The sequence below is a fragment of the Janthinobacterium sp. BJB426 genome (assembly GCF_002735705.1).
Taxonomy (GTDB): Bacteria; Pseudomonadota; Gammaproteobacteria; order Burkholderiales; family Burkholderiaceae_D; genus Janthinobacterium.
In genome coordinates this window covers 232,834-256,232 of record NZ_PDZL01000003.1, presented here as the reverse complement: position 1 = coordinate 256,232, position 23,399 = coordinate 232,834, and the positions used below count along the sequence as shown (strand labels likewise).

Genomic DNA, 23,399 nt, shown 5'->3' with positions numbered 1-23,399 from the left:
CGCAAAGTCTGGCCCTTTTTTTATGCCGCAAAAATCGCAACTCAATTGCATCTGCATAGATTATGTACTATCATTAGTTACATGAGACGCGACAGCAAACTATCATCGATCCTCCATGTGCTGCTGCACATGGCCCACGCGGGACGCCCGATGACGTCCGAGGAACTCTCCGGCTACCTGGACACCAACCCCGTGCTGGTGCGGCGCGTGATGGCCGGCTTGCGCGAGCGCGGCTACGTGGCGTCCATCAAGGGCCATGGCGGCGGCTGGCGCATCGTCTGCGACCTGCACCGGGTGACCCTGCAAGACATTTACGTAGCCGTGGGGTCGCCCACCATCTTCGCCATGGGCAACCGCGTCGACCAGCCGGGCTGCCTGGTCGAGCAAGTGGTCAACCAGTCGCTGGCCGGCGCCTTTGACGAAGCCGAGGCGCTGCTGATCCAGCGTTTTGGCGCCGTCACCCTGGCCGACCTGGCTGACCGTTTCAGCCAACAATACGCCACCCACAAAGGAGCACCGCATGCACATTCCTGAATCGCCTGGCATTCCGTTCGATGCCATCATCGTCGGCGGCAGCTACGCGGGCCTGTCCGCCGCCACGCAACTGGCGCGCGCCCGCCGACGTGTGCTGGTGATCGACGGCGGCCGGCGCCGCAACCGCTACGCCAGCCATTCCCACGGTTTCCTGACTCAGGACGGCAGCGGGACGGCCGCCATCGCGGCCGAAGGCAAGGCGCAGTTGATGGCGTATGCCAGCGTCACATGGCTGGACGGCACGGCCGTGCAAGCGGTGGCGAGCGGTGATGGAGATGGTTTCGACGTGACCCTGGCGGACGGCCATGTCGTCCACGGCCGCCGCCTCGTGCTGGCCACCGGCGTGATCGACGAACTGCCGCCCGTCGATGGTCTGGCCGAGCGCTGGGGCGGCAGCGTCTTTCACTGCCCGTACTGCCACGGCTATGAACTGGAGCAGGGCGCTATCGGCGTGCTGGCCACCGGCCCGCTGTCCATGCATCACGCCCTGATGCTGCCCGACTGGGGCACGGTCACTTTTTTCCTGAATGGCGCGTTCGAGCCCGATGCGGCGCAGCTGGCGCAGCTCGATGCGCGCGGCGTTAAGCTGGTGCGCACGCCCGTAGCACGGATCGACGGCGTGGCCGACGTAGTTACGGCCGACGGCAGCCGCCACGCGATGGCCGGCCTGTTCGTGGCGACCCGCACCCGCCTGGCCAGTTCCCTCGCCGGCGAATTGGGCTGCTTGCTGGAAGAGGGACCCATGGGACCGTTCGTGCGCACCGACGAGCAAAAGGCCAGCAGCGTGCCTGGCGTGTTTTGCTGCGGCGACGCGGGCCGCATGGCGGGCAGCGTGGCGTTCGCGGTGGCCGATGGCGCCATGGCAGGCGTGGCGGCGCACCGTTCGCTGATGTTCGGGCTGGATCAGGCGGCAAAACCGCCATCGATCTTCAGTCCGGCGCCCGTGACGAAAGCCGCTTCCGTGCTGGCCAGGTAGGCCACCATGCCGGCGATTTCATCGGCCGTGCCATGGCGGGGCAGGGCCATCAGGCCGTGCATCAGGTCGGCGAAGTCGCCCGTCGGCGGGTTCATGTCCGTGGCGACGGGGCCAGGTTCCACGTTGTTGATGGTGATGCCGCGCGGTCCCAGGTCGCGCGACAGGCCTTGCGTCAGGCCGCTCAGCGCCGATTTGCTCATGGCATAGGCAGCCGCGCCGCCGAACGGCATGCGGTGCGCATTCGTGCTGCCGATGTTGATGATGCGCCCGCCCGTCTGCATGTGCGCCACGGCCGCCTTGATGGCGACGAACACGGCGCGCACGTTGACGTTCAAGGTCTTGTCGAAGTCTGCCAGCGAAAAATCGTCGATGGCGCCGGGCAGGAACACGCCCGCATTGTTGACGAGGATATCGACACGGCCGAACTGCGCCGCCACCTTGTCGATGGCGGCCGTCAGGGCGCTGGCGTCGGCCGCATCGGCTTGCACGCCCAGAGCCTTGCCGCCTGCCGCTTCGACTTTGGCGGCCAGCGCCTGCGCTTCGGCGGCGGAACTTTGATACGTGAAGACGACGTTGGCGCCCTGGCTGGCAAGGCGGCGCACGATGGCGGCGCCGATGCCGCGCGAGCCGCCCGTCACAAACGCGATCTTGTCTTGCAGTGGTAAAGAGGTGCTGGTGGTGGCTGGGGTTTGCATGATGTGCTTTCTGTGTGAGGAGTCGAGGAATTCAGTATCTGCCTTTCATTCCTGCCGCGCTAGCCATCAATCCCTACAATCACTTTCAACCATTAGTATCAAGTGAGCGGGTAGAATGGGCGTATGGAAGCCCTCAATCACTTGCAATCATTCGTGCTGTCTGCCGAGCTGGGCAGCTTTTCGGCGGCCGCGCGCCGCCTGGGGCTGACGCCGGCCGCCGTCAGCAAGAACGTGGCGCGGCTGGAAGCGAGCCTGGGATTGCGGCTGTTCCAGCGCAGCACGCGCCGCCTGACCCTGACGGAAGGGGGCGAGCGCTTCCTGCAGCAGATCGGCGGCGCCCTGTCCACCTTGCGCGAAGCGATCGCCGGCGTGGCGGAAGAGGGCGGCCAGCCGGCCGGCATACTGAAAATCAGCATGGCGCCATCGTTCGGTCGCAGCTACGTGGTGCCCTTGCTGGGCGAATTCATTGCGCGCTATCCTGGCGTCATCCCCGACTGCCATTTCGACAACCGGCAAGTGGACTTGATCGGCGAAGGGTTCGATGTCGCCATCGGCGGCGGCATCGAACTGACGCCGGGCGTGGTGGCGCGGGAACTGGGCCACGCCCACATCGTCGCCACGGCGTCGCCCGCCTTCATGCAGGGCAAGGCCATGCCCGCGCATCCGTCGGACCTGGCGCACTTCGACGGCGTGGCGCGCCGCTCGGCTGGCAGCGGCAGATTGCGCAGCTGGATATTGCGCGACGGATCCGGCGGCGAAGGCGTGGCCGAATGCCGCCCGCGCGCCATCTTCGACGACCCGGAAGCGATGGCGCAGGCAGCCATCCTCGGCGTCGGCGTGGCGCTGCTACCCATGCCGCACGCGCTGGCCCATTTGCGCAGCGGCGCCCTGGTCCGCTTGCTGCCCGGCTGGCATGCTGATTCCGGCCCCTTGTCCGTGTACTATCCGAGCAAGAAGCTCCTGCCCGCGAAGACGCGCGTCTTCGTTGATTTCCTGCTGGAGCAATTCCGCCAGCGCGATTTCGCCACGCAGATACGGCCCGATTAATGCATGGCGATGGCTCTTGTCGTCAGCGCAGCCTGGGCTAGCCGCCGCGTTGTTGTAAATATACTTTCTTTTCACAAATAACATGATATGGCGGGTGGTAGCGACACGATCTGTCGCTATGCTTGTGTAAGATGAAAACATTCTGAAAAGAAAGTTTTTGTCTGTGCCGTCCATCCCTGACAGACCCCATCCACGAATTGCCGCATGCGCTTGCCGCACGACTATAGGCATGGGATCGACATCGCCTGGAGCGCAGTTGTTTAAACCGTTGTCGATAGAAAGTCCTCACGATGCATTCTCCTGAAATTTTGCTGCAAGATTTGAACGCCGCCTTACGCGAATTGCATGGCGCCAGTCAGTTGATTAACGACGAGCGCCTGCGCACGGACATGCCGCTGATCATGCGCCGCCTGTTGCTTGCCGAAGTGCTGGGCACGACGTCGATCCTGGCGATCGGCGGCTCACAAGGGGCGGGAAAAACTACGCTGCTGCGCTCGCTGTATGCGCTGGATGGCGAGGCGGCGCAATGGCTGCAGCCCAACGAAGGCCGCGGCGAAAAACTGCCCGTGCTGGTGCTGGAAGATGCGTCGCACACCGAAGTGCAGGGCGCGCTGCGCTGCCTGCGCAAGCAGGGCGGGCAATACGTGCTGGTAGAGGACGACGTCGATGTCGCCGCCTTCCAGAAAGCCGTATGCGACCCGGAAATGGATGTGCTGCTGCCCGTACTGAAGGTGCCGCAGCGCTATTTCAACCGGGCGAACCAGGCCTGGCTGCTGCTGCCTGGCTACGAGACGCAGGACCGCGAGAATAAATCATGGCAGGAGCTGATGCGCCAGGCCCTTGTCGGGGCGGTCGGCTGCATCGTCGTCACGGACGAGACGCGCATGGCCAACCAGCAGCAGGTCGACATCGTCACCGACATGCTGCAAGGCGAACTGGGCGGCGCGCAAACCCTGGTGGTCATCAGTAAAACGGAAGCCGCCCGCGGCAAGCCGGAGCGCCTGCAGGCGTTGCGCGATACGGCGGCCCATGTGTTCAAGGTGCCAGCCGACTTGGTCGAGACAAGAATCATTTGCGTTGGCGCGGATGACCCGGACTACCGTGAAGTATGGCTGAAGCCATTGGCCAAGGCGATCCAGGACCTGTCCTGCTCGGGCGGCGGCGACCGCAAGGCGCAACTGAGCCGTCTGGCCGGGGTGCTGAGCCGTGACCTGACCTCGGTCCTGGGACTGGTGCACAATAAAACCAAGCTGCTCTTTCATGAGCGCGAGAGCGGCAATGAAGGCTTGCAGGCAGTGCGCAGCTATCTGGAGGCATTCGACGAGGCCAGGGATAGTTTGCGCGAGGACTATCTGGAAGGCGTCGACCACCTGCTGCAAGCGCATCTGGGTGCGGCCTGGAAGACGCTCGAAGGCAGCTTGATCAGCGATCACGAAGGTGTGGTCAACAAAATCAAGGACTTCGCCAGAACGGCCACGCAAAGTCACCAGCACATAGCGCAGAGCGTGAGCGCATCGTGGGGTGGCCAGGCCGACGTGCTGGAAAAGCACACCGTCATGATCGGCGGGCTGACGCAGAAGAAACTGCGCGGTGAGCAGGGTCAGCAAGTCCTCGCTATCGCGCACGGAAGCGATGCGACACCGATGCAAAAACTGGGCTATGTCGATGCAAAGCAGCAAGTGCTTGCCTGGCAGCGTCCGGACGAGGACGATCAGAAAAATCTGCGGGTGATTCTGGGTGTGAAGGGGGCGCCGGAAGGGCAGGCCCAGCTGGTGACCAAGGATGTCGTCAGCGCGATCAAGCTCTTGCCGGCCCTGACGCTGGAATATGCGCGGCTGGCCAGCATGATGCCAGCGCTGGTGGGCCTGACGCCGGAGTTGAAGGTGGCAGAGGAGTCCGATCAAGCCGACATGATGAAAAAGGCGGTGCAGCAATTGGGCGACGGCGTGACCTTGGGCAAGACGGTCTTGCGCAGCATTGCCACCGTCTTTGCCGTCGATGTGCTCAGCGATGGCGATGTCGACGTGATCCCAGCTCTGATGAGCATGTTCAATCCGGCCAGCGCCTCGGCCGCGGCTGCCGGCAGCGGCACCGGCGGGACGGCGGCGGCCGGTGCCGCCATCGGCGGCGTTGGCGCGGCCGTGGTCGGCGCGGTGGCGGTGGGATATCTGGCGTATTCCGCCATGCAGGCCACGCGCATCCATGACGAGAAGGCGCGGCTCGTGTCGCAATCGATGTTGCAGAGCATACAAGCACACCACCACAAGCATTTCATCCACCATTTCAATCAGATGATGGGCCAGATGCGGGGCCGGCTGGAACAGTCATTGCGCGCGCGTTACCGCCTGGATGAAGCGTTGATGGAAAAAGACCGCCTGGCGAAGGCCCTGGCCGATGTGCGTTCGCTGCAGCGTGACCTGCTGTTTGAACTGAGCCGGTCCGGGCATACGATGGCGCTGTTCCAAGTGGATGCGGCCGCGTGAGCCGGGGCAGCATGGCGCCGGCGCAAGCGTCCGGCGTGCGCGCGGCATGGGCACAGCATGACCAGGAGCGGCTGGACTGGGCCTTCCGGGCATATACACGCTTTGCGGAATCGCTGAGCCCTGAAATCCGTGACCGCCTGGCCAGCAAGGATCAGCAGGCGGAAGCCTACGTGGTCGTTTTCGGCAAGACCCAGGTCGGCAAAACCACCTTGCTGATGGAGTTGATGGGAGTGCAGGCGACGCAGATGCTGCGCGTGGCGGGGGTTTTGCGGGGTGGACGCGCGGCCGGGCAATCGGCCACCGCCACCACGATGGAATACCGCCGTTCGCCGGATCAGCGCTGGGGACTGAAAGTCAACGACACGGCCACCGCATGGTACGACGATGACCTGGCCATGGAGGCGGAACTTGGCCGGCTGCGAACGGCGATGGAAATGCGCCAACTGGTCGCACATGCGCCATGCGTCGTGTTCGTCCCGCTGGAATGCTTTGATGCCGATGCCGCGCAGTCGGGCGTGCGCATGCTCGATCTTCCCGGCGACAAACCGGCAAACGCGGCAGAGCAGGAGCATGTGCATGCGATGGCCCGCAAATATGTGCCGCTGGCGGACCTGATCCTGCTGGTGGGGCGCGGTGATGACCTGTCGTTCCTGCAGGGGGGCGGCCTGACGCTGCCGGGCATCGAGGACTGGCAAAGCGCGCCGCGGCGATTTCGGATTGTCACCACCTATTCCTTCACGGCGCAGTCGGTGCGCGACATGGTGCGCGAGCATGCGGGTGAGGCCGAAGTGCCGCTGTACCGGCGGCGCCTGGTCGAACAGATTGAACGTTCGATACCGCTGAGTGACGATGTCAAGCGCGCGGCGAACTTTTTCCCGCTCGAGTTCGGGCAGTCGTGGCTCGACGCCCGCGAAGCCGAGCCCCTTCTGTATGCGCGGGTACAGCCGATGATGTTGACGCTCAAGCAGCAGTTGCTGAGCGATATACAGGCGTCGACCACGCCATTGGCGCGTCTGCGCGTTGCCGTCGATGCGCACATGGTGATTGCCAGGGTGAAGAAAAAACGCCAGGAAGTGCTGGGCGCCGAGAGCGAGGCGCTGCAAGCGGTACTGGGGCGGGCGCACGACGAACAACGGCAGGCGCAACTTGCGGCCGAGAATATCGGCAAACAATGCGCCAGCCTGGAGCAGTCGCAGGAAGCATTGACGGACGAGGTTTTGTCGAAAGACATAGCGCGGCATTTTGTTTTTGCTGTGACGGCGCCTGGCGATCCATACGAAAGCGTCGACGGCTTCAAGGCCGTGATCCGGCGTGCGAAGTCGTCCATGAAGCAGGCCTTGCTGGCCAGCCATCCCGACACGGCACGGATGTCAGGCACGCAGTCGTTCTGGCGCCGTGTGGCGTTGCAGGATGGCGCCCGCGGCAGCGACGACATACTGGACGATGCGTTCAGCAGTTTCCTCTCCACCCTCAATGCCTACTGGGTGGACAAATACTGGAGCACCGGCGAGGGCAGCGACTATGCCAGGGATATCAGGACCTTCAAGCGCTGTGTTGACGATGCCCAGGCAGAGCTCAAGGCGCTTGCCCGCACACGCTGGCTGGCCGCCGCGCACGCCTGGCGGGAAGGCCTGCTGGCGGAGCTGGAGGAGCAACGCTACAAACGCGACGACTTTCAACGGCTTGCCGACGGTGGCATCGCGCCGATCAAGCTGCTGGAGGAGAAACTGGCACAGCACACGCAGGCGCGCGAGCTGTTTGAACAGCGGATGGAAAACGACCTGGCGGAGAGCCGCCGCTTTGCGTCGCTGCTCGATGCGGAATATGTCGCTGAGCTGGAACAGCGGCGACAGGCGATCTGCACCGCCGGCAACCGCGTCACCGCCTTTCTGGGCTTGCTGGCTGCCGTGCGGCTTGTGGACGTACGCAAGCAAGTCCTGCTGCACATCGAACCCGCCGCCATTTAATTCACTTTTACTTCATATTGACCAAGGCCATGAACAATCAACACGATATCGCACGCCAGGAACACGAATTTCAGGAACTATTGCAAAAAGTAATGCAGGAACCGCTGGCGCCTGTTACGAAGTCGGTCCGCGAGCTGGACAAGCGGCTGAACCAGTTTGAATCGATGCTGGAAGATTTACAGGCCATTATCCAGGGCACCAATATGAGTGCGGATGACGCGCTCATGCAGATTCGCTCGCTCAAATCGCTGGCCGAAGAGACGCCGCGCGAAATTCGCCTGTCGTTGCAACCCATGCTGCACCAGGTCCAGAATACGCTGGAACAGGGCACGGTGACCGCCCACCGCGACTCGGTGGAGAAGTTGTCGGGACAGCTGGTGCAGCAAGGCGAGTCCGGCAAGCAATCTTTTGTTCAGCTGCATGAACTGATGGCGCAGCAGCGCCATGAGCTGGGTACGCAGACGGCGGCGTCGCTCATGGAGGTTGCCCGCCTCAACGAGGCCGGGATGGCGCCACTGGTGCAGTCCGTGGCGCAGATGCAATTGGCGTTTGCCGAGCAGCAAATGCAATTGACCGCGCTGGCGATGCAGCAGGAGGCGTGGGCCGCCACATGGGCGGAACAGCTGGCGTCCTCGACACAATCTGTACGGCGCTGGCTGATTGCCACCCTGGTCGTGGCCAGCGCAGGCTGTGCCACCGGCATTGCCTTGTTTGCCGGCAGGGTCTGACCGCTGCAGCGATGAATAAACTGGCCATGCCCCAGGCCTGGTCAGGCGCTGGGTGCCGCCAGCCTTAAGCGCGTAATCTCCGCCGGCGCGCCGATGCGTTTCGGCGGCCCCCAGTAACCGGTGCCGCGGCTCACATAAATCCACAATCGGCCTTGCCGGTGCAGGCCGGCCACGTACGGCTGCTGCAGCGGCACGAACAGGTTCCATGGCCAGAACTGTCCGCCGTGCGTATGGCCCGACAATTGCAGGTCGTAGCCGGCCGCTTCGGCGTCAGGCGCGCTGCGCGGCTGGTGCGCCAGCAGGATGTGGGGGATATCGGCGGGCGCGCCGGCGATGGCCGCTTGCGGGTCGCTTTTCTGAGCAGGGTCGAAACTGGCCGCATTGAAATCGGTGACGCCGGCCAGGGCCAGGCGCGCGCCGTCGTGTTCGAGGACCGCATGTTCGTTCATCAGCACGCGCAAGCCCAGGCGGCGGAACTCCGCCACCCACGGTGCTGCACCCGAATAGTATTCGTGGTTGCCTGTGACGAGAAAGACGCCATGGCGCGCGCGCAGCTCACCCAGCGGCGCCGTATGGCTGCCCAGTTGCGCCACCGTGCCGTCGACCACGTCGCCCGTGATGGCGATGATGTCGGGCCGCAGGCCGTTGGCGCGCGCGACGATGGCTTCCACGTAGGCTCGCTTGATGGTGGCGCCCACGTGGATGTCGCTCAGCTGCACGATGGTCAGCCCTTGCAGCGCCTGCGGCAGGCCGGCAATCGGTACCGTTACTTCGCGCACGCGCGCCACCTTGCGGGCGTTGAGGTAGCCGACGACGGTGGCCAGCAGCGCCAGAAGCAGGACCAGCACGGCGGACGCCTGCGCGTGCGGGCGCATGGCGGGAATCAGCATCAGCAGTTCACGCAGCACGGTGAGCACGAACAGCGAGGAAAAAAAGCCCATGCACAGCGAGCCGGCCCAGCTCAGGCGGTCGGCCAGACGCGCATCGTTGGTGACGGCGCGGGCGAAGATGGTCATCGGCATCAGCATGGTCGAGGCCAGCAAGACGGCGCCGCCCAGCAGCCAGCCAGCCAGGCCGACAGGCAGCGCCGGCAGCAGCAGCCAGCCCAACAGGGCGTGCAGGGCGCCCAGTATCATGGTGATGCGCAGCAGCGGCGTGCGGGTTTTCATGTCATGGTTCCAGAGGTGAGGCGGCCGCCGATTATAGCCGACGCCCTGGCAACACGCAGCCGCCATCCCCGCTCATGGAGCGATATGCAATCCCAGCATGGCTAGCTTGCCGAAATCGACAGGCTTGGCAAAATGTTCATTGAAGCCCGAGGCCAGGGCCGCCTGGCGGTCGTGTTCCTGGCCGTAGCCGGTCAGCGCGACGAGCAGGAATTGCTGCGGTATCGGCAACTGGCGCAGTTTGATTGCCACGTCGTAGCCGCTCATGTCGGGCAGGCCGATGTCGAGAAAGACGATGTCGGGCTTGAATTCCAGGGTGCGTTCGGTCGCTTGCGTGCCCGTGTAGGCCGTGCGCACCGTGTGGCCGTACATTTCCAGCAGTTCGGCCAGGGTGTCGGCCGCATCGCAGTTGTCGTCGACGACGAGGATGCGCTGGCTGCCGCCGGTGGCGGTCTGCGGCGCGGGCGCGGCCGGCAGCGGCACGTTGGCGTCGAGCGGCAGGAGGACTTCGAAGGTGCTGCCCAGCCCCACGCCGGGGCTGTGCACGCTGACCTGGCCGCCGTGCAAGGTCACCAGGTTGCGCACCAGCGACAGGCCGATGCCCAGGCCATCCTGTACCCGGTCGGGCGAGTGGCCGCTTTGCTCGAACAGGCCGAAGATGCTGTCGATATTGGCGGCGGCGATGCCGATGCCGTTGTCGCTCAGGCGGATGCGCACGTTGTCGCCTTCGCGTGCGGCAGTAATGGCGATGCACCCGCCCGGCGCAGTGAACTTGGCCGCGTTGAGCAGCAGGTTGGCGACGATCTGCGACAGGCGCACGGCGTCGCCGCAGACCCACAGTTCTTCCTGGGGCAGGTTCACGTCCAGCGCATGGCCGCGCGCCTCGACGCTGTGCGAACTCGTTTCCAGCGCGCTGCGGATGACGCTGGCCAGGCTCACACTTTCCCACTGCAGCGAGATTTTGCCCTGCGAAATGCGCGACACGTCGAGCAGGTCGTCCACCAGCCGCACCAGGTGGTCCGTGTGACGGCCGATGGTGCGGCGCGCATTGTCCTGCACCGCCGGCACGACGGGGTCGAGCTTGCACAGCAGGGCCAGCGCCGTGCGGATGGGGCCCAGCGGGTTGCGCAATTCGTGCGCCAGGGTGGCCAGGAATTCATCCTTGCGGCGGTCCACGTCGCGCAGCGCGCGCTCGACCCGTCCCAGGCGCAGCAGCGCCTTGACGTTGGCGATCAGTTCATCGGCCTCGATCGGCTCGACCAGGTAATTGTCGGCGCCGCCGTCCAGGGCGCGGATCTTGTCGGCCGTGCCGATGCAGGACGCGGACGTTTGCAGCACCAGGATGGTGCCGGTCTCGTCGCCGCCCTTCAACTGGCGGCACACTTCCAGGCCGTTGATGTCGGGCAGCTTGACGTCGAGGAGGATCAGGTTGGGGCGGTCCTGGCGGGCGCGCAGCAGCGCGTCGCCCCCGTTCGAGGCTTCGATGACCTTGAAGCCGGCGCGTTGGAGGATGCGCGATTTGGCGTAGCGTGCGCCATCGCTGTCATCGACGTTCAGGATCAGAGCATCGCTGTTGTTATCCGGTAGCATGCGCATTGTCCCAGGTGGTTGTGCCTTGCGGCGGAACCGGCTCTTGCCGGTGGTGTGGATTGCCGATCAGCGCGCGCAGGGTGGCCAGCAATTGCTGGCGCGACAGCGGCTTGACGTAGTAGGCATCGGCGCCCAGGGCCAGGCCCTTGCGCACGTCGTCGATCTCGGTGGCGACGATGACGGGCACCTGGCGCCGCAGCGGGTCGTTTTTCAGCTCGGCCAGCCAGTGCCAGGTCGTTTCGCCGTGCAGCAGGATATCGAGGATGACGGCGGCGGGGCGCTGCTGTTCCCAGCGCTCCTGCGCCTCGCGCACGCTGCGCGCGGGAACGACGCGAAATTCGCTGCCTGCCAAAAATTTTTCATACAGCAGGCGCACGGGCGGATTGTCTTCTACCACCAGCACGGCGATGCGCTGGTCATTGCCATTGTCGTTGGCCGGCGCGCACGGCGGCAGGGTGCCTTCGGGTGCATGGTAGCTGGCGGGCAGGACGACGGAAAACAGCGAGCCCTCGCCAGGCGTGCTTTCCACGGCCACCGTGCCGTTGAGCAGGGTGGCCAGGTTGCGGCACAGGGGCAGGCCCAGGCCCGTGCCCTTGACTTTGCGCTGCATGTGGTTTTCCACCTGGCTGAATTCCTCGAAGATCATCTGCACGTCTTCGGCGGCGATGCCCAGGCCCGTGTCGGAGACGGAAAAGCGGATGGCATCCTGCTCCGGCAAGGGCGTGGCGCTGACGATGATGGCGCCGGCTTCCGTGAACTTCAGGGCGTTGGCGATGAAGTTGCGCAGGATTTGCGACAGTTTGCCTTCATCCGTGTGGATGTGCAGCGCCGGGTCGGGATCGATGAAGGTCAGTGTCAGCGACTCGGATACCAGCAGCGGGCGCAGCATGCCGCGCAGGGCGCTGAACAGGTCGGCCACCTGGAAACTGTTGGCGTGCACGTCGACCTTGCCCGCCTCGATCTTGGCCAGGTCCAGCAGGTCGTTGACCAGGTCGCTCAGGCTGACGGCGCTTTGCAGGATGAACAGCACCTGCTTTTCCTGTTCCTCGGACAGCTCGCCGTCGATGCGGTCGAGCAGCAGCTTGGACAGGGCGCGAATGGAGCTGAGCGGCGTGCGGAATTCATGGCTCATGTTCGACAGGAAGCGCGATTTCATCTGGTCGGCGCGGCGCAGGTGGTCGGCTTTTTCGTCGAGTTCCGCGAACAGCGCCACCACGCCACGGTTGGTGTCTTCCAGTTCGCGCGTCAGCTGCAGCAAATCGTCCTGGCGCGTCTTCAGTTCGGCCAGGGTGGTCAACAGTTCGCGGTTCTGCTGCTGGACTTCGGACAGCGTGATATCCGGCGGCAGCGCCTGCAGGCTGCCGGACAGCGCGCCGACGCTCTGCCCGTCGAGCAGGGGCGCGTCGCGCGGGAACAGCTTGTGCAGCGTGATGTGGGTGCCGTCGCCCGGCGTGCTGTGGATATGGCAGCGGTCCATCAGGCGCTGGGCGCCCAGGATGCCCAGGCCCATGCCCGTCGGCGAGCGGTAGGTGCCGGCCAATATTTTGTCGAGCTGCGCGATGCCGGGGCCCTGGTCTTCGATGCGGATGCTGAGCACCTGCGGCGCCGTCTGGCCATCGATGGCAAAATGCACCTTGCCGCTGCCGGCGTAGTTGTAGACGTTGCGCGCCAGTTCCGACACGGCCGTGGCGATGCGCACCTGGTCCTGCACGCCGAAGCCGCACAGGGCGGCGATCTGCCGCGCGCGCTGGCGTGCGCCCACGACATCGAGTTCGCTGCCGATATGGGCTGTCAATATGCGTTGTGTCATGGCGTGTCGTTCCTTTCCGCACCGGCAGGCCGGTGCTCCTCATGTTCGCGCAGCACCACCACCGTGACGTCGTCGCGCCCGCGCGCGAAATCGCGGTACAGCACGGCGGCGACGAGGCTGGGGTGGCATTGCGCCAGGCCCGGATACTGTTCCAGGTCCCAGCGCGTGTGCAAGCCGTCGCTATGCATGATCAGTGTCGCGCCCGGCTGCCATGGATAGCAGAATTCCTGCACCTTGCGCAGGTTGCTGCCGACGATGCCGTTATGCGACAGCAGGTGCCGGCGCTGCTGCGCATCGAAGGCGCAGGCGGCGATGTTGCCCACGCCCGCATAGCGCAATTGGCGGCGTGCGCTGTCGATGTGCGCCACCGCCATGGCCGCGCCGCGCGTGGCGCGCAGGGCGCCGTGGGCCAGTTCGATGAAGGGGGCGGGCAGCGGTGGCAGTCCCGGCGTGTCGTGTTCCAGCAGCGCGCTGGCGCGTTCCGACGCGCGCGCCGCCAGCGGGCCGTGCCCCAGGCCATCGGCCACCATCAGGCTCAGTTCATGGCCTTCGCACACGACGTTCCAGGCGTCGCCGCATACCTGTTCCGAGGCCAGCGGCAGGCACACGGCGCCGATGCACCAGTTCGGACTGGGCGGGATGGCGCTGCAGGCGTTTGGCCCCCAGACCACCACCATCAGCACCGTGCCCTTGCCTGGCGCCGTGTACAGGTCGAATTCCTGGCTCAGGCGGCGTATCGCGCCCAGCCCCACGCCGTAGGTGCCCGTGGTGGAATGGCCATCCTGCATGTGCTGGCGCACGTTGGCCATGCCGGGGCCGTTGTCGATGGCCAGCACTTCAATGCCGCTGGTGCCGCCGCGCAGCACCTTGCGCAGCAGGATTTCGCCGCGCTGCGCGTGCTTGACGATGTTGGTGGCCGCTTCGCTGATGATGATGGCCAGTTGACCTGTGCGCACGTCGTCGAAGCCGATGTGGCGCGCCAGTTCGTTGCCGGCGCGGCGGGCCGCGGCGATCTCGCTCGGTTCGCCGACGGGGAAACTGCGTTGCCTGAGAATGTCAGGTTGTGGTTCCTGGTGGTTCAAAACAGCTTCCATTTCGCGATGGTGACGGTGGTGCCCGCGCCGGGCGCCGTGTCGATGTGAAAGGCGTCGGCCAGGCGCTTGGCGCCGCCCAGCCCCAGTCCCAGCCCGCCGCCGCTGGTGTAGCCATCGGTCAGCGCCAGGGGGATATCGTCGATGCCAGGTCCCGCATCGACAAAGCGCAGCTCCAGTCCCTGGCGCGCGCCATCGCAGACGCGCGCGATGCGCGCTTCGCCGCCGCCGCCGTAGCGCAGGGTGTTGCGCGCCAGTTCGCTGGCCGCCGTGATGATCTTGGTCTGTTCGATCAGGCCAAAACCCATGGCGACCATGCTGTCGCGCACCTGCTTGCGCAGCCGCACGACGTCTTCGTCGCTGTGCAAGGGCAGGATCTGCTGCACCTGTTGCCCCCCCGCCTGCGCCTGCGCGCCTAGCACGGCGCCCCCGTCATGCGCATGCGCCGCCCCGTTCCAGCAGCTTGATGCCCAGCTCCACGTTCAGCGCCGTGCTCACGCCTTCCAGCGTCAGCCCCAGTTCCACCAGGGTGATGGCGACGGCTGGCTGCATGCCGACGACGACGGTGCGCGCGTCGAGGATTTTCGCCATCGCCGCCGTGTTGCTGATCATGCGGCCGATGAAGGAGTCGACGATGTCGAGCGCGGAAATGTCGATCAGCACGCCCGTGGCGCGGTCCGTCACGATGCGGGTGGTCAGGTCATCCTGCAAGGTCATCGCCAGGCGGTCATGCATGTCCACCTGGATCGTCACCAGCAGCAGCCGGCCCATGCGTAAAATGGGGATTCTTTCCATAGGCGCCTCAGTGTTGTTGCTGCTGGTAGGTGATGCTGGAGCCCGTGCGTTTCAGGGCCACGACGAAGGCGTCGGCCAGCGTGGCCTTGGTCATCACGTCTTCCAGGTTGACGCCCAGGTGCACGATGGTTTGCGCGATCTGCGGACGGATGCCGCTGATGATGCAGTCGGCGCCCATCAGGCGTGCTGCGGCGATGGTTTTCAGCAGATGCTGCGCCACCAGGGTGTCGACGGTGGGCACGCCGGTGATGTCGATGATGGCGATCAGGGCGCCCGTATCGACAATCTTTTGCAGCAGGCTTTCCATCACCACCTGCGTGCGCGCGCTGTCGAGGGTGCCGATCAGGGGCAGGGCCAGCACGTTTTGCCACAGCTGCACCACGGGCGTGGACAGCTCCAGCAATTCCTGCTGCTGTCGCAGAATCACCTGTTCGCGCGCTTTCTGGTAGATGGCGATGGTCAGCAGGCCCAGTTCATCGAACAGCTTGCTGGTGCTGACGATGGCGTCGCCCAGTTGCTCCGGATGGGCCGTGATTGCCTTGCGCAGGTAGGCGAACAGCGGCTCCTTGAGGGCAAACATGAAGCTGGCCGTGTCGATCGGCGAATAGCCCTGGCGCACGCGCGACTGCGATATCTCCGCGATCAGCTGGCGCGTATCGTCCCAGGCGCCGCCCTCGATGTCGAATGAGTCGCCGCTTTCCACCGCACTGGCCAGCAGCGGCAGGAATTGCGATGCCTGCTGGCGCAGCTCGTTCTCGGCGATCTTGTCGCGCCGCACCAGGCGGGCGATCAGGCCGGCCATCCAGCCGTCCAGCAATTCCGTGTGGTGCGCGTTGATGATGCCGGCCAGTTGCTGCGCCTGGCCCGTGCCCGTCTTGGCAGTGTCCGTCTTCATTCTCATACTCATCCTTGGCTGGAGTGGAGGGTGCGGCACGGCCGCAAACGGGCCCGCGCTGTGATGAATAAATTATAAGCAGACATGGCCGTAGCTTGTGTTCCATGCCGCACATAGTGGCCATGTCAGTATGAAATACTGGCTATTTAAAGATGCATGTAATTTGCATGTTTAAGTGAATTCCGCTACACTGGGAACACTCAACAAGAGAAACACGCCATGAATATCGACAAATTCAAACAGCAGCACCTGGACATCCTGGCCGCCATCGACGACTTGCGCGAGCTGGCGCGCGGCGGTGTGGCCGCGCAGGCGCGGGCCATTGCCGACCAGATCATCGCCATGAGCGGCTTGATCAAGCTGCACCTGGCCGTCGAGCAGCGCTACCTGTATCCGGCCGCGCAAGCGTCCGGCGTGGCCAGGGTGGCACAACTGGGACGTCAGTACGAAAACGAAATGCACGGCATCGCCGGCGCCTACCTCGATTTCGCCGGCCGCTGGAATACGCCCGTGCGCCTGGAAGCGGAACCGGAAGCCTTCCGCAGCGAAGCCAATACCGTGCTGCACGCGCTGTTCCAGCGCATGCGCCGCGAAGACCACGAGTTATATCCAGCCGTTGAAACGCTGGCCTGAGACCGCTTACAAATAAATATACACAGGAGTTTTACATGCTGACCCAAGAACAACGCGCCATCATCACGGCCACCGTCCCCATCCTCGAGCAGGGCGGTGAAGCGCTGACGCGCCACTTTTACAAGAATCTGTTCCGCGACCATCCCGAAGTGCTGCCGTACTTTAACCAGGCGCACCAGCACAGCGGCGACCAGCAGCGCGCACTGGCCAATGGCGTGCTGATGTATGCCAAACATATCGATAAACTCGATGCGCTCGGTGACCTCGTGGCCACCATCGTCAACAAGCACGTGGCCCTGCAGATCCGCGCCGAGCACTATCCGCTGGTGGGCGCCAGCCTGCTGCAAGCGATCCGCGAAGTGCTGGGCGAAGAGGTCGCCAGCGACGCCGTCATCGATGCCTGGGGCGCGGCGTATGGCCAGCTGGCCGACATCCTGGCCGGCGAAGAAGGGCGCATCTACAAGGCGCAGGCGGCCGCACCCGGCGGCTGGAGCGGCGCGCGCGATTTTCTGGTGCAAAGCAAGGTCGTGGAAAGCGGTGAGATCACGTCCTTCCTGCTGGTGCCCGCCGATGGCCAGCCCGTGCTCGACTTTGCGCCAGGCCAATATATCGGCGTGCTGGCCACGGTCGATGGCGTGCCCATGCGCCGCCAGTACTCCTTGTCGGCCGCCAGCAATGGCCAGACGTACCGCATCAGCGTCAAGCGCGAAGCGGGCGGCAAGGTGTCGACTTTCTTCCACGATCACGTGCAGGCGGGCGACACCGTTCAGCTGACGCCGCCATCGGGCGACTTCGTGCTGACGGATAGCGACAAGCCGCTGGTGCTGATCAGCGGCGGCGTGGGTATCACGCCGACCCTGGCCATGCTGACGGCGGCCCTGCGCGGCAAGCGTCCCGTGCATTTCATCCACGCGGCGCGCAACCACGGCGTGCATGCATTCCGCGCGCAGATCGATGCACTGGCCGCGCAGCATCCGCAGTTGCAGCGTTATTACTGCTACGCGGAACATGGCGGCGAGCAAGATGCGCCCGATGCCGTCGGCTTGCTGAATAAAGAGCAGCTCGGTCACTGGCTGCCGGCCTCGCGCGACGTCGATGCCTATTTCCTGGGGCCGCAGCCATTCATGCGGGCCGTCAAGCAATACCTGCGCGAGCTGGGCGTGCCGGAACAGCAGACGCACCATGAATTCTTCGGACCGGCTGCCGCCTTGAACTGATTTTCTGCCTGCCTTGTGTTGTCCCTGCGAGAAAAAACGCTGCCGTAAGGGGCGGGTAAGCCTCGCGCTGTACTGTGAATCCAAGCTCGCACAAAAGAGCACGCTTTTACATAACAGGAGGCAACACAATGCATGACGATCTGGTTCAAAAAATCAAGGGCGACCCCAGCTATCATCAGCTGGTCAAGGTGCGTTCCCGCTTCGGCTGGGCGCTGACGGGCCTGATGATGCTGGTGTATTACGGCTACATCCTGCTCATCGCCTTCAACAAGGAATTCCTGGCCACGAAAACGGGTGCAGGCGTGATGACCTGGGGCATGCCGATCGGCCTGTTCGTCATCGTGTTTACCGTGCTGGTCACCGGCATTTATGTGCGCCGCGCCAACAAGCAATTCGACGACCTGACCAGCGCCATCCAGGCACGGGTGCAGGCATGAACGGCGCCCCATTGACGCAACGCAAACTCGCCTGCCTGGCAGCCCTGACCTTGCTGGCGGGCGCCAGCAGCAGCGTGCTGGCGGCTGGCGCCGATCTGGGCCAGGCAGTCAAGCAACCGACCAACTGGACGGCGATCATCATGTTCGCCGCCTTCGTCATTTTTACCTTGTTCATCACCAAGTGGGCGGCCGCGAAGACCAAGTCGGCTTCCGATTTCTACACGGCTGGCGGCGGCATCACGGGCTTCCAGAATGGCCTGGCGATTGCCGGCGACTATATGTCGGCCGCATCGTTCCTCGGCATTTCCGCCGCCGTCTTCTTGAACGGCTACGATGGCCTGATCTATGCCATCGGCTTTCTCGTCGGCTGGCCCATCATCACCTTTTTGATGGCCGAGCGCTTGCGCAACCTGGGCCGCTACACGTTTGCCGACGTGGCCGCCTACCGCTTCAAGCAGGCGCCGATCCGCATCTTTTCCGCTTCCGGCACCCTCGTCGTCGTGGCGTTCTACCTGATCGCGCAGATGGTAGGCGCGGGCCAGCTGATCAAGCTGCTGTTCGGCCTCGAATACTGGATCGCCGTCGTCCTGGTCGGTACCTTGATGATGATTTACGTGCTGTTCGGCGGCATGACGGCCACCACCTGGGTGCAGATCATCAAGGCCGTGATGTTGCTGGGCGGCGCCACCTTCATGGCCGTGGCCGTGCTGGCGCAATTCAATTTCAGCCCGGAAGCGCTGTTTGCCAAGTCGGTGGACGTGCACGCCACCAAGGAAGCCATCATGGGTCCTGGCAGTTTCATCAAGGATCCGATCTCGGCCATCTCCTTCGGCATGGCGCTGATGTTCGGCACGGCCGGCTTGCCGCACATCCTGATGCGGTTCTTCACGGTGCCAAGCGCCAAGGAAGCGCGCAAATCCGTGTTCTGGGCTACCACCTGGATCGCCTATTTCTATATTCTGACCTTCATCATCGGCTTTGGCGCCATCGTGCTGGTGAGCACCAATCCCGAGTTCAAGGATGCGGCCGGCAAGCTGCTGGGCGGTAACAACATGGCGGCCGTGCATCTGGCCAAGGCCGTGGGCGGCAACGTCTTCCTCGGCTTCATGTCGGCTGTCGCGTTTGCCACCATCCTGGCCGTCGTGGCGGGCTTGACCCTGTCGGGCGCGTCGGCCGTGTCGCACGACCTGTATGCGACAGTCATCAAGAAGGGCAAGGCCACGGGTGCCAATGAATTGAAAGTGTCGCGCGTGACGACGATCGTGCTGGGCATTATCGCCGTGGTGCTGGGCATCGCCTTTGAAAAGCAGAACATCGCCTTCATGGTGTCGCTGGCCTTCGCGATTGCCGCTTCGGCCAACTTCCCCGTGCTGTTCATGTCGGTCCTGTGGAAGGATTGCACCACGCGGGGCGCCACCATCGGCGGTTTCCTCGGTTTGACCACGGCCGTCGCGCTGACGGTGGTGTCGAAATCCGTGTGGGTTGACGTGCTCGGTCATGGCGAAGCGCTGTTCCCTTACGCCTCGCCGGCGCTGTTCTCGATGACGGCCGGTTTTGTCGGCATCTGGCTGTTCTCCGTGCTCGACAAGAGCCCGCGCGCGCGCATCGACCGCGCAGGCTACGAAGCGCAGCAAATGCGTTCGGAAACGGGTATCGGCGCGGCAGGCGCCAGCGCGCATTGATATAGAGGAGTTGCTGAAAGAAACAATGCCCGGTTCGCCGGGCATTGTTGTTTTTGGCGCGCTTACTTTGCCACGTGCAGGGGGATCACGCCCGCCGCCAGCGCGGGCGCACCCGGCGTCGCTTCGAGTATCGAGGCCAGGGTCACCGTGTCGAGCACGGCCAGAAAGGCGGCCGTGGCCTGGCCCAGCTTGGCCTTCAGCAGGCAATCGGGCGTGAGCGGGCAGGTATTGTTTTCCTTGTTAAAACATTCCGCCATGAAAAAATCGTTTTCCGTCTCGCGCACGACGGTGCCGATATTGATCTCGGCCGGGTCGCGCGCCAGGCGCAGGCCGCCATTTCTCCCACGCACCGTTTCCACGATGCCTGACAGGCCCAGCTGGTGGACCACCTTCATCAAGTGATTCTTCGAGATGGAGTGCAGGTCGGCGATGTCCTGGATGGTCACGAGGCGGTCGCGGTGCACGCCCAGGTACATCAGGGTGCGCAGGGTGTAGTCAGTGTAGGCAGTCAGTCGCATGGGGTTCGTTCATAAGATGTGGATTACATCCTTGTTTCAACCGCAGCATACAGGAGAGGGCAGGCCCTGTGTGTTGCCTGTGTGTTGCGCCGTCACTTTTCAGCCTCGAAAGACAAAAGTTGATTGCCTTTCGCCTAAATGCGTAGTAAATTTTCATATTGTTGCCTTGGCAAACAGCTCGTAAGCCCTTGCTGGTCCTTTGGGTGGGATTTTTATTGATGGAAATCAAGAGGATGGTGAAGCAATAAGGTAAATTTACTACAAATTCGACGATGGGCGTTTCCCGGGCAGGGAAGCGCGAACTACGCAATCTGTGCGGTGCCGCCGTGGCCGCCCCAGGAAATACATACCATGCAAATGAATGAAGTGAAAGACGAGCTGCTGAGCAGCGATATCCGCCAGCTGGGCCGTCTGCTGGGCGACGCCATCCGCAACCACCTGGGCGACCCCGCTTTCGAGCGTATCGAACATGTGCGCCAGCTGGCCATCCGTTTCCGCCGCGACAATGATGAAGCGGCGCGCGCGCAACTGTCGGACGCGCTGCAAGCGCTGTCGCAGGAAGAAACCACGCAATTGACGCGCGCTTTCAGCTATTTCTCGCTGCTGGCCAATATTGCGGAAGACCAGCATCACATCCGCCGCACGCGCGCCCATTTGATCGCCGGTTCGCCGCCGCGCCAGGGTAGCCTCAGCCATGCCGTCGGCAATGTGTTTGACGCCGGCAAGGCCGATGCGCTGGAAACCTTCTTTGAAGATGCGTTCGTCAGCCCTGTCTTCACGGCGCACCCGACGGAAGTGCAGCGCAAGAGCATCCAGAATTGCCAGATGGCCATCGCGCGCCTGTTGAGCGAGCGCGACCGTGTGCAAATGACGCCGGAAGAAGCCGAGCAAAACGAAGAAGCGCTGGGCCGCGGCATCGTCACCCTGTGGCAGACGCGTCTGCTGCGCACCAGCAAGCTGTCCGTCATGGATGAAGTGGCCAATGGCCTGTCATTCTACGACCACACGATTTTGCGCGAATTGCCGAAATTATATTCCTCGCTGGAAACCATGCTGGCCCAGCGCGACGCCCGCTGGGAAGATGCGGAATTACCCAATTTCATGAAGGTCGGCAGCTGGATCGGCGGCGACCGCGACGGCAACCCGTTTGTCACGGCCGACATCCTGCGCAGCACCCTGCAAACGCAGGCCGACAAGGTGCTCGATTTTTACCTGGGCGAATTGCGCAAGCTCGCATCGCAGCTGTCGTTGGCGCAAATACTGAACGCCTGCAGCGAACCGCTGCGCGCGCTGGCGGAACGCTCGGCCGATGCGTCGCCGCACCGCGTGGACGAGCCGTACCGCCGCGCCTTGCACGGCATCCATGCGCGCCTGGACGCCACGCGCGTGGTTCTCTCCGGCAAAGGCAAGCAAGCCGATGGCGTGCAGCCCTACGCGGCCGCTGCCGAACTGCTGGCCGACCTGGACGTGGTCCAGCATTCGCTCGTCAGCAATGGCTTGCGCGCGCTGGCCCGTGGCCGGCTGCGCCAGCTGCGCCGCGCCGTCAAGGTTTTCGGTTTCTCGCTGGCGCCGCTGGACTTGCGCCAGAATTCCGACGTGCATGAGCGCATCGTGGGCGAACTGTTCGCCGGTGCCCAGCCGGGCCTCGTCTACCTCGACCTCGATGAAGAGCAGCGCATCAGCTTGCTGCTGGCCGAGCTGGAGTCGCCACGCCTGCTGACGTCGCCGTATGCGCAATACTCGGAAGAAACGACGTCCGAACTCGACATCTTCCGCGCCGTGCGCGAAGCCCATGTCAAATACGGCGCGGAATCTGTGCCGAACTGCATCATTTCGAAGGCAGCCAGCGTCTCGGACTTGCTGGAAGTGGCCTTGCTGCTGAAAGAAGTGGGCTTGCTGCGCCAGGACAGCCGCGAAGTGGATGTCAACATCATTCCCCTGTTTGAAACCATCGACGACTTGCGCGCCGGCCCCGCCATCATGGCGCGCGCCTTCGGCTTGCCGTTCTACCGTGGCTTGCTCGAATCGCGCGCGGACCAGCAGGAAGTCATGCTTGGCTATTCCGACAGCAACAAGGACGGCGGCTTCCTCACGTCCGGCTGGGAACTCTACAAGGCCGAGATCGAGCTGGTGACGGTCTTCAAGCAATACCAGATCAAGCTGCGCTTGTTCCACGGCCGCGGCGGTTCCGTCGGCCGCGGCGGCGGACCCAGCTATGAAGCCATCCTGGCCCAACCGGCCGGCGCCGTGCAGGGACAGATCCGCCTGACGGAGCAGGGCGAAGTCATCACGGCCAAGTATGCGAACCCGGAAGTGGGGCGCCGCAACCTGGAAGTGCTGGTGGCCGCCACCATCCAGTCGACCCTGCTGCCGCAGGCACAGCTGCAGCCGAAGGCTTCGGCCGGCGCGGGCCACCTGACCGCGATGGAAGAGCTGTCCGGCACGGCCCTGAACGCCTACCGCGACCTCGTCTACGGTACGGAAGGCTTTGAACAGTATTTCTGGGAATCGACGGTGATCGCGGAGATTGCCGCCCTGAATATCGGCAGCCGTCCCGCCTCGCGCAAGAAATCCACGTCCATCGAGGATTTGCGCGCCATTCCCTGGGTCCTGAGCTGGGCGCAATGCCGCTTGATGCTGCCGGGTTGGTTCGGTTTCGGTTCCGCCGTGCAAGCCTACCTGGCCGCCCATCCCGCCGATGGCGCGGACGTGCTGCGTGGCATGTACACGGACTGGCCATTCTTCACGTCCTTGCTGTCGAACATGGATATGGTGCTGGCCAAAAGCGACATCGCCATTGCCGGCAAGTATGCGGAACTCGTCAAGGATAAAGTATTGCGCGAGGCCATCTTCACGCGCATCCGCGCCGAATACGCGGCCACCCTGGACGCCTTGAAACTGATCACGGGCCAGGAAGAGTTGCAGCAAGCCAACCCGCTGATGCAGCGGTCCATACGCAACCGTTTCCCGTACATCGACCCGCTCAATCACGTGCAGGTGGAGCTGTTGAAACGCTTCCGCGAGGGCAAGCAGGATGCGGCGGCGCGCACGGGCATTCATTTGTCGATCAATGGCATCGCGGCGGGGTTGCGCAATAGCGGTTAATTGATTCATTTAAACAATATCAAGGAGACA

General features: G+C 63.9%; 20 protein-coding genes. 11 read left to right on the top strand and 9 right to left on the bottom strand.

The window, feature by feature from the left end:
* The first annotated feature begins 81 nt into the window (after positions 1-81).
* On the top strand, positions 82-534 hold the full coding sequence (locus CSQ93_RS06655; protein ID WP_099377349.1) for an RrF2 family transcriptional regulator: 453 nt from the start codon (positions 82-84) through the stop codon (positions 532-534).
* A complete protein-coding gene (locus CSQ93_RS06650; protein WP_099377348.1) occupies positions 521-1,510 on the top strand; it encodes an NAD(P)/FAD-dependent oxidoreductase in 990 nt (329 codons plus the stop codon). The genes CSQ93_RS06655 and CSQ93_RS06650 overlap by 14 nt, the downstream gene beginning before the upstream one ends.
* Here CSQ93_RS06650 and CSQ93_RS06645 read toward each other — a convergent pair.
* Entirely contained in the window at positions 1,438-2,205 is a 768-nt protein-coding gene (locus CSQ93_RS06645) for an SDR family oxidoreductase (protein WP_099377347.1), read from the bottom strand. The genes CSQ93_RS06650 and CSQ93_RS06645 overlap by 73 nt on opposite strands.
* A 123-nt stretch (positions 2,206-2,328) precedes the next feature.
* Between CSQ93_RS06645 and CSQ93_RS06640 the strand changes: the two genes are divergently transcribed.
* The 4 genes from CSQ93_RS06640 to CSQ93_RS06625 all read left to right on the top strand — a co-directional run bounded on the left by CSQ93_RS06640 (position 2,329) and on the right by CSQ93_RS06625 (position 8,430).
* Positions 2,329-3,252, top strand: coding sequence for a LysR family transcriptional regulator (locus tag CSQ93_RS06640; protein WP_099377346.1), 924 nt, complete (start codon positions 2,329-2,331; stop codon positions 3,250-3,252).
* Positions 3,253-3,542: 290 nt separating this feature from the next.
* A complete protein-coding gene (locus CSQ93_RS06635) occupies positions 3,543-5,735 on the top strand; it encodes a sugar kinase (RefSeq protein ID WP_099377345.1) in 2,193 nt (730 codons plus the stop codon).
* 11 nt (positions 5,736-5,746) lie between these two features.
* A complete protein-coding gene (locus CSQ93_RS06630) occupies positions 5,747-7,702 on the top strand; it encodes a hypothetical protein (RefSeq protein WP_158301153.1) in 1,956 nt (651 codons plus the stop codon).
* A 29-nt stretch (positions 7,703-7,731) separates the two neighbouring features.
* Entirely contained in the window at positions 7,732-8,430 is a 699-nt protein-coding gene (locus tag CSQ93_RS06625; RefSeq protein WP_099377343.1) for a hypothetical protein, read from the top strand.
* Positions 8,431-8,471: 41 nt separating this feature from the next.
* Here CSQ93_RS06625 and CSQ93_RS06620 read toward each other — a convergent pair whose 3' ends face one another.
* The 7 genes from CSQ93_RS06620 to CSQ93_RS06590 form a co-directional block, all read right to left on the bottom strand.
* Complete coding sequence (locus tag CSQ93_RS06620) at positions 8,472-9,599, bottom strand: metallophosphoesterase (RefSeq protein WP_099377342.1); 1,128 nt, start codon at positions 9,597-9,599, stop codon at positions 8,472-8,474.
* A 72-nt stretch (positions 9,600-9,671) separates the two neighbouring features.
* Positions 9,672-11,186: an ATP-binding response regulator gene (locus tag CSQ93_RS06615; protein ID WP_099377569.1), complete on the bottom strand. Its 1,515-nt coding sequence runs from the start codon at positions 11,184-11,186 to the stop codon at positions 9,672-9,674.
* Entirely contained in the window at positions 11,173-12,996 is a 1,824-nt protein-coding gene (locus CSQ93_RS06610; RefSeq protein WP_099377341.1) for an ATP-binding protein, read from the bottom strand. The genes CSQ93_RS06615 and CSQ93_RS06610 overlap by 14 nt, the downstream gene beginning before the upstream one ends.
* Positions 12,993-14,078, bottom strand: a complete 1,086-nt coding sequence (locus tag CSQ93_RS06605; protein ID WP_233516078.1) for an ATP-binding SpoIIE family protein phosphatase — start codon at positions 14,076-14,078, stop codon at positions 12,993-12,995. The genes CSQ93_RS06610 and CSQ93_RS06605 overlap by 4 nt, the downstream gene beginning before the upstream one ends.
* Positions 14,075-14,509, bottom strand: coding sequence for an ATP-binding protein (locus CSQ93_RS06600; protein WP_233516077.1), 435 nt, complete (start codon positions 14,507-14,509; stop codon positions 14,075-14,077). The genes CSQ93_RS06605 and CSQ93_RS06600 overlap by 4 nt, the downstream gene beginning before the upstream one ends.
* A 10-nt stretch (positions 14,510-14,519) precedes the next feature.
* Positions 14,520-14,882, bottom strand: coding sequence for an STAS domain-containing protein (locus tag CSQ93_RS06595; protein WP_034785745.1), 363 nt, complete (start codon positions 14,880-14,882; stop codon positions 14,520-14,522).
* 7 nt (positions 14,883-14,889) lie between these two features.
* On the bottom strand, positions 14,890-15,777 hold the full coding sequence (locus tag CSQ93_RS06590) for an STAS domain-containing protein (RefSeq protein WP_099377339.1): 888 nt from the start codon (positions 15,775-15,777) through the stop codon (positions 14,890-14,892).
* Positions 15,778-15,996: 219 nt separating this feature from the next.
* Between CSQ93_RS06590 and CSQ93_RS06585 the strand changes: the two genes are divergently transcribed.
* The 4 genes from CSQ93_RS06585 (at position 15,997) to CSQ93_RS06570 (ending at position 19,746) form a co-directional block, all read left to right on the top strand.
* The gene (locus CSQ93_RS06585) at positions 15,997-16,410 is read left to right on the top strand and encodes a hemerythrin domain-containing protein (RefSeq protein ID WP_099377338.1); all 414 of its coding nucleotides are present in this window, start codon (positions 15,997-15,999) and stop codon (positions 16,408-16,410) included.
* Positions 16,411-16,445: 35 nt separating this feature from the next.
* Positions 16,446-17,627, top strand: a complete 1,182-nt coding sequence (gene hmpA, locus CSQ93_RS06580; RefSeq protein ID WP_099377337.1) for an NO-inducible flavohemoprotein — start codon at positions 16,446-16,448, stop codon at positions 17,625-17,627.
* A 128-nt stretch (positions 17,628-17,755) separates the two neighbouring features.
* Positions 17,756-18,064, top strand: a complete 309-nt coding sequence (locus CSQ93_RS06575) for a DUF485 domain-containing protein (protein ID WP_099377336.1) — start codon at positions 17,756-17,758, stop codon at positions 18,062-18,064.
* On the top strand, positions 18,061-19,746 hold the full coding sequence (locus CSQ93_RS06570; protein ID WP_099377335.1) for a cation acetate symporter: 1,686 nt from the start codon (positions 18,061-18,063) through the stop codon (positions 19,744-19,746). Before CSQ93_RS06575 ends, CSQ93_RS06570 begins: the two co-directional genes overlap by 4 nt.
* Positions 19,747-19,808: 62 nt before the next feature.
* Here CSQ93_RS06570 and CSQ93_RS06565 read toward each other — a convergent pair whose 3' ends face one another.
* Positions 19,809-20,264, bottom strand: a complete 456-nt coding sequence (locus tag CSQ93_RS06565) for an RrF2 family transcriptional regulator (protein ID WP_099377334.1) — start codon at positions 20,262-20,264, stop codon at positions 19,809-19,811.
* A 351-nt stretch (positions 20,265-20,615) separates the two neighbouring features.
* On the opposite strand from CSQ93_RS06565, the gene ppc reads away from it, so the two are divergent.
* The gene (gene ppc / locus CSQ93_RS06560) at positions 20,616-23,369 is read left to right on the top strand and encodes a phosphoenolpyruvate carboxylase (RefSeq protein WP_199534286.1); all 2,754 of its coding nucleotides are present in this window, start codon (positions 20,616-20,618) and stop codon (positions 23,367-23,369) included.
* Positions 23,370-23,399: the final 30 nt, after the last annotated feature.